At 67.3% G+C, this 6,335-nt stretch carries 4 protein-coding genes; 2 read left to right on the top strand and 2 right to left on the bottom strand.

Annotated elements, in window-relative coordinates:
• Positions 1–287: 287 nt before the first annotated feature.
• Complete coding sequence (locus D573_RS0107675; RefSeq protein ID WP_018937517.1) at positions 288–1,319, bottom strand: IS110 family transposase; 1,032 nt, start codon at positions 1,317–1,319, stop codon at positions 288–290.
• 264 nt (positions 1,320–1,583) lie between these two features.
• On the opposite strand from D573_RS0107675, the gene clpB reads away from it, so the two are divergent.
• Complete coding sequence (gene clpB, locus D573_RS0107670) at positions 1,584–4,166, top strand: ATP-dependent chaperone ClpB (RefSeq protein WP_018175810.1); 2,583 nt, start codon at positions 1,584–1,586, stop codon at positions 4,164–4,166.
• 112 nt (positions 4,167–4,278) lie between these two features.
• Here the strand turns inward: clpB and D573_RS0107665 are convergent, their stop codons facing one another.
• Positions 4,279–4,755 carry a cupin domain-containing protein gene (locus D573_RS0107665; protein WP_018938367.1) on the bottom strand — a complete coding sequence of 159 codons (477 nt, stop codon included), beginning with the start codon at positions 4,753–4,755 and terminating at the stop codon, positions 4,279–4,281.
• A gap of 246 nt (positions 4,756–5,001) precedes the next feature.
• Here D573_RS0107665 and D573_RS0107660 point away from each other — a divergent pair, with 246 nt between their 5' ends.
• Positions 5,002–6,291, top strand: a complete 1,290-nt coding sequence (locus D573_RS0107660) for an alpha/beta hydrolase (RefSeq protein ID WP_018938368.1) — start codon at positions 5,002–5,004, stop codon at positions 6,289–6,291.
• Positions 6,292–6,335 lie beyond the last annotated feature (44 nt).

Here is a 6,335-nt window from a genome sequence, read left to right as displayed (position 1 = left end):
CCCCGTCATTGCGTACATGGACGCCCCCGGTTTGCCAAGCGTTTGAGTAGATGGTTTCGGGGCGACGATTGCTCCCGTACATTCGGACTGCGTGTGCGGCTTTCATTCGCCACGGTCCCGGATGGATTCCGCGGGTGGAGGGTCCCAGCGAGGTCGCGCACTCGAGGTGCTTCGCAATGATCGGACTGGCCCCCACCGGGATCGCTCCCGTTGCCATCATGCTCAATCGCTTGCGCAATCGAGGGTTGGGTACGTAATAACGCGTTCGCTTCTCCGTTTTTGCGGGCTTACGCGGCGGCGCCGCGCAGGCCGGGGTCAAACGTCCGGTCATGGGCCATCAGGGCCCAGACCGTGCGGGCATTCTTGTTGGCCAGGGCCACGGTCGCCACGTTGGGACAGCGCCGCTGGCGCAACCCTTCGAGCCAGGGGTCGCCGCCCTCGCCGCGGCGCTGATCCGCCAGCAGGGCGGACCGCGCCCCGTGGATCAGCAGCATGCGCAGGTAGCGGTCGCCGCGTTTGCTGATACCCAGCAGGTTCGACTGGCCGCCACTGGAGTGCTGCTTGGGCACCAGACCCATCCAGGCGGCCAGTTGGCGACCGTTCTTGAAGTGCCGGGCATGGCCGATCGCGGCGACCAGGGCGGTCGCGCTGATCGGTCCGATCCCCGGGATCTCGGCCAGGCGCCGGCTGACCGCATGACTTCGATGCCAGGCCTGGATCTGGCGCTCCTGTTCCTTCACGGCCTGGTCCAGTCGCCGCAACTCCTCCAGCCGGTCGGCCAGCAGCGTGCGGAACAGATCCGGCAAGCCGTTCTCCGCATCCTCCAGGATCCCCGGGAGCTCGCGGAACAGGGTCGTCATCCCCTGGGGCACCACGATCCCGAACTCGGCCAGCAGCCCGCGCACCTGGTTGGCCTGCGCGGTGCGCGCCTTGATCTGGCCCTCGCGCACCCGGTGCAGCGCCAGTACCGCCTGCTGGTCGGGCGTCTTGATCGGCACAAAACGCATGTTCGGGCGGGTCACCGCCTCGCAGATCGCCTCGGCGTCCGCCCGGTCGTTCTTGTTCGTCTTCACGTAGGGCTTCACGAACTGCGGCGCCATCAGCCGTACCTCGTGCCCCAACGCCTGCAACTCACGCGCCCAGTAATGGGCACTCCCGCAGGCCTCCAACCCGATCCGGCAGGCCGGCAGCTGGGCTACGAAGTTGCGCAACTGGCTGCGCCGCAGCGTTTTCGAAAACACCTGCCGTCCCTGCGCATCCACGCCGTGGACCTGGAACACGTTCTTCGCGAGATCAATGCCGAGTGTTGTAACCTGCATCCGGACGCCTCCGTCTTCTTCGAGTGAGAGTGATCACCCCCACTCTGGCACATCGCGATGCCGTAATAGGGCGGGGGCGTCCATCCCATTGAGGCCCCGCAGGGGCCGTGGCAACCTCCGCGCGCCGCCCCGACGTTCGTGCGTGACGGTGTTGGCGTTTGTCTGATACGGGCGGTTGCGTCCGTCTATCCTTGAAGGTCGGGGGATTGTCCCCATCATTGGTGTCAGTTCACCCAGATTTGACCGAGGGGTTTCCCAATGCGAATGGATCGCCTGACGACCAAGTTCCAGTCCGCCATCGCGGATGCACAATCGCTCGCGGTAGGCCGCGATCACCAGTTCATCGAACCGGCCCACCTCCTGCTGGCCTTGCTGGACCAGGAGGGCGGTACCATCCGCCACGTGCTCGACCGCGCCGGCGCCAACGTGCGCCAGCTGCGCTCGGCGCTGGGCGAGGCGCTGGACCGCCTGCCCAGGGTAGAGGGTGCCGCGGGCGAGGTGCATGTATCCAATGACCTGGGGCGCATGCTGAATGTCTGCGACAAGCTTGCCCAGGAGCGCAAGGACCAGTACATCCCCAGCGAGCTGTTCCTGCTCGCGGCGATCGCCGAGAAGGCCGGTGTGGGCGAAATGCTGCGCAACGCCGGCGCCAACAAGGACTCCCTGGAGAAGGCCGTGGAAGACATGCGCGGCGGTGCCCAGGTGGACGACCCGAACGCCGAGGAGAACCGCCAGGCGCTGGACAAGTACACCATCGACCTCACCGAGCGCGCCGAGCAGGGCAAGCTCGATCCGGTGATCGGGCGTGACGAGGAGATTCGCCGTTCGATCCAGGTCCTGCAGCGGCGCACCAAGAACAACCCGGTGCTGATCGGCGAGCCCGGGGTCGGCAAGACCGCGATTGTCGAGGGCCTGGCCCAGCGCATCATCAACGGCGAGGTGCCCGAGGGCCTGAAGGACAAGCGCGTGCTTGCGCTGGATCTGGGCGCCTTGCTGGCCGGGGCCAAGTACCGCGGCGATTTCGAAGAGCGGCTGAAGTCCGTGCTCAAGGAGCTTTCGCAGGAAGAGGGTCGCGTGATCCTGTTCATCGACGAGATCCATACCCTGGTGGGCGCCGGCAAGGCCGAGGGCGCAATGGACGCCGGCAACATGCTCAAGCCGGCGCTGGCGCGCGGCGAGCTGCACTGCATCGGCGCGACCACGCTGGACGAATACCGCCAGAACATCGAGAAGGACGCCGCGCTGGAACGCCGTTTCCAGAAGGTGGTGGTCGACGAGCCCACGCTGGAAGACACCATCGCTATCCTGCGCGGTCTGAAGGAGCGCTACGAGGTCCACCACGGGATCGAGATCACCGACCCGGCGATCGTCGCCGCGGCGCAGCTGTCGCAGCGTTACATCACCGATCGCCAGCTGCCGGACAAGGCGATCGACCTGATCGACGAGGCCAGCTCGCGGATCCGCATGGAGATCGACTCCAAGCCCGAGGTCATGGATCGCCTGGAACGGCGCCTGATTCAGCTGAAGATCGAACGCGAGGCCCTAAAGAAGGAATCCGACGACGCCTCGAAGAAGCGGCTGGATACCCTGGAGGGCGAGATCGATCGCCTGGGGCGCGAGCTCTCCGATCTGGAAGAGGTGTGGAAGTCCGAGAAGGCCTCGGTTTCCGGCGCCGCACAATTGAAGGAAGAGCTCGAGCGCGCACGTACCGAGCTGGAGACCGCCCGCCGTGCCGGCGACCTGTCGCGCATGTCCGAGTTGCAGTACGGGCGCATCCCGGATCTGGAGAAGTCCCTCGCCATGGCCCACGAGATGGAGAGCCAGGAGACCCAGTTGCTGCGCACCAAGGTGACCGACGAGGAGGTCGCCGAGGTGGTTGCGCGCTGGACCGGCATCCCGGTCTCCAAGATGCTGGAGGGCGAGAAGGACAAGCTGCTGCGCATGGAAGAGGCCGTGGGTGATCGCGTGGTCGGCCAGACGGAAGCCGTGCGCGCGGTGGCCAACGCCATCCGCCGTTCGCGGGCGGGCCTGTCCGATCCGAATCGGCCGAACGGCTCGTTCCTGTTCCTCGGCCCGACCGGGGTCGGCAAGACCGAACTGACCAAGGCGCTGGCGTCATTCCTGTTCGACACCGAAGAGTCCATGGTGCGCATCGACATGTCCGAGTTCATGGAGAAGCACTCGGTGGCGCGGTTGATCGGGGCGCCGCCGGGCTATGTCGGCTACGAGGAGGGCGGCTACCTGACCGAGGCCGTGCGCCGCAAGCCGTACTCCGTGATCCTGCTGGACGAGGTCGAGAAGGCGCATCCGGATGTCTTCAACGTGCTGCTGCAGGTGCTGGATGATGGTCGTCTGACGGACGGTCATGGGCGCACCGTGGACTTCCGCAACACGGTGATCGTGATGACTTCCAACCTCGGCTCGCAGCAGATCCAGGAGATGGCCGGCGAGGCGAACTACGACGCAATGAAGGCCGCGGTGATGGAGATCGTCGGGCAGCACTTCCGCCCCGAGTTCATCAACCGCGTGGATGATGTGGTGGTGTTCCACCCGCTGGAGCGCGAGCAGATCCGGGCGATTGCCGGCATCCAGCTGCAGTTCCTGCGCAAGCGTCTGGAGGAGCGCGATCTGGGGCTCACCATCACCGACGCCGCGCTGGATCACCTGGGCGCCGCCGGTTTCGACCCGGTGTACGGCGCGCGTCCACTCAAGCGGGCCATCCAGACGCAGATGGAAAACCCGCTGGCCCAGTCGTTGCTGTCCGGCGAATTCGGCCCCGGCGATACCATCGAGGTGGACCTGGCTGGCGACCAGCTTGCCTTTACCCGGGCTGCCGCTGCTGCCTGACCGGGTTGTCGCTGTTCCGATCCAACAAGGCCCGCCCCGTGCGGGCCTTTTTTGGGTCCGGGAGCAGCCGCGGGCGGCCGCATCCGGCGGTGGTGATTGGACCGTGACGGGGTCAGTCGTCGTGGCTGGCGTGGGCGTCCACCGGTTCCTCGAAGGCGATGAACAGGATGCAGTCCTCGTCCGATGTGCAATGGGTGGTATGTGCCAGCCGGGCCGGTCCGTAGGCATAGGTGCCGGGTCGGAGCACGACCGGGTCCTGGTCGTCGTAGTCGACCTGCATCTCGCCGCTGACGAGCACCATGCGTTCGGCGCTGGTGTGCCAGTGGTGGGGCGCGGTGCTGTTGCCGGGGAGGAGGAAGAAGACGTCGGCATTGGGCTGCGCCGGGTCACCTTGCAGCACGGCGAGCCGGCAGCCATCCGGCATGAAGTCCGGGCACGGGCCCCATTCGAGATCGGGGGAATCGGGTTCGTGGATGAAGGCCGGGCCCTGGTCCGCCGTCGCGACCGTCCAGGCGGCGACCAGCGCGAGGGCGGCGGCAGAGGCAAGGCGGGGTATGGCCGCGGTGGGTGGGATATCGCGTTTGAACATGGTGCACCTCCTGTGGGTCATGGCTTCACCCGGCGCGCTCCGGGTGGGCGTGTCGTGGTGTGGCTGACCGGGCGGGTGTCCGTCCGGAGCGGCTTTTGCCTGTAAGTCTGGCTGGTTCACGTGGGGGTGGCTTCCAAGATCTTGCGGCAGGGGGGCGGATGTTGCGGTAGGTGGGCACCAGGCAGCGCCACGATTGCCGGCTCGCTACACTCGGGGTCTGGGAGCTGTCGGATAGGGATGTTCGGAATGGGTGTGTTGCGGGTGTATGCGGTCCTGGCGGTGGTGATGGGACTGGTGGGGTGTTCGCTGCTGGATGCGCGCGAGCAGCTGGCGCGGATGGGCGGGGCCTGTGTGATCAGCGGTACGGTAGGATCGAACGAAGGGGCGGATGGGTCGGAACGGACCGGGCCCTATGTGGTGGCGGTGTTCCGCGAGCCGGTCGCCGGCGCCGTTGTGCCCGAACCGGCGGACCACGTGGTGAGCGCGCGCGGCGGGAGCTGGTTCTTTGCCCTGGAGCCTGGTCGTTACAGCGTGCTGGCCTTCCGCGACGAGGATGGTGATCGCACGCATCCGGCCGGCGCACCGGTCCAGCACGTCGCGGGCGGCGATTCGCTGGATTGTGGTCCTGGCGGTCGGCTGACCGGGATCGATATCCGCGTGAACGGGAATGATCGCCTGGCGCACGCCATTCGCCTGCCGGATACACGGGGTCCTGGGGACGGCGCGGCGCCGCTGAGCCTGGGCCGGGTGACGGCCTACGGCGAGATCGCCCATCTGGAGGATCCGCGTTTCGCGAACGAGGTGGCGCGGGGCAGCCAGTGGCGCCCCCTGGATTTCGTGCTGGCGGGGTATGCCGGGGTGTACTTTCTTGAGCCATACGATCCCGCTCGGACGCCCGTGCTGTTCGTGCACGGGATGAACGGCTCGCCGCGGGACTTCGCCGGGCTGCTGGAGGGGCTTGACCGAGAGCGTTACCAGCCGTGGTTCTACTATTACGCCTCCGGGCTGCCACTGCAGTCGGCCGCGGCGCACCTGGAACAGGTGGTCGAGGAGCTGGAGGTGCGCCACGGCGTCGAGTCACTGCCGGTGGTGGCACACAGCATGGGCGGGCTGATCGCGCGCGGCTTCCTGAACGAGCGCGCCCGGCGCGAGGCGGCGGCGACCGTGCCGGCGATGATCACCCTGTCCACCCCCTGGGCCGGACACGAACGCGCCCAGCAGGGTGTCGATCGTTCGCCGGTGGTCATTCCGGTATGGCGCGACATGGCCCCGGGCAGCGATTACCTGGAAGGCCTGTTCGCGGATGCCAACACGGAGGTGACCGAGCTGCACCTGCTGTTTGGCTACCAGCGCGGGGAGGGAGGCGCGCGCGCCACTGCGGACGGGGTGGTCACTCTCGCCAGCATGCTGCACCCGCCTGCGCAGCGCGAGGCGGCCTCGGTCTTCGGGGTGGCGACCACGCACGCCGGCATCCTGTCCCATCCACTGGTGCTGGAGCGAGTGGACGGGCTTTTGTCCGGCGTACAGGGGGACTGACTGCCGTCTGCGGTGGTGCGTGCCGCCGCGACGGCGCCACGGGA

The organism is Thioalkalivibrio sp. AKL9 (assembly GCF_000377825.1).
GTDB classification, from domain to species: Bacteria; Pseudomonadota; Gammaproteobacteria; order Ectothiorhodospirales; family Ectothiorhodospiraceae; genus Thioalkalivibrio; species Thioalkalivibrio versutus.
Note: the sequence above shows the minus strand (reverse complement) of the source record. Positions and strands in the feature narration are given on the sequence as shown.

Coding starts and splice junctions, on each gene's coding strand:
- clpB (WP_018175810.1), top strand. CDS start 1,584: ATGGATCGCCTGACGACCAAGTTCCAGTCCGCCATCGCGGATGCACAA.
- D573_RS0107665 (WP_018938367.1), bottom strand. CDS start 4,755: ATGTTCAAACGCGATATCCCACCCACCGCGGCCATACCCCGCCTTGCC.
- D573_RS0107660 (WP_018938368.1), top strand. CDS start 5,002: ATGGGTGTGTTGCGGGTGTATGCGGTCCTGGCGGTGGTGATGGGACTG.
- D573_RS0107675 (WP_018937517.1), bottom strand. CDS start 1,319: ATGCAGGTTACAACACTCGGCATTGATCTCGCGAAGAACGTGTTCCAG.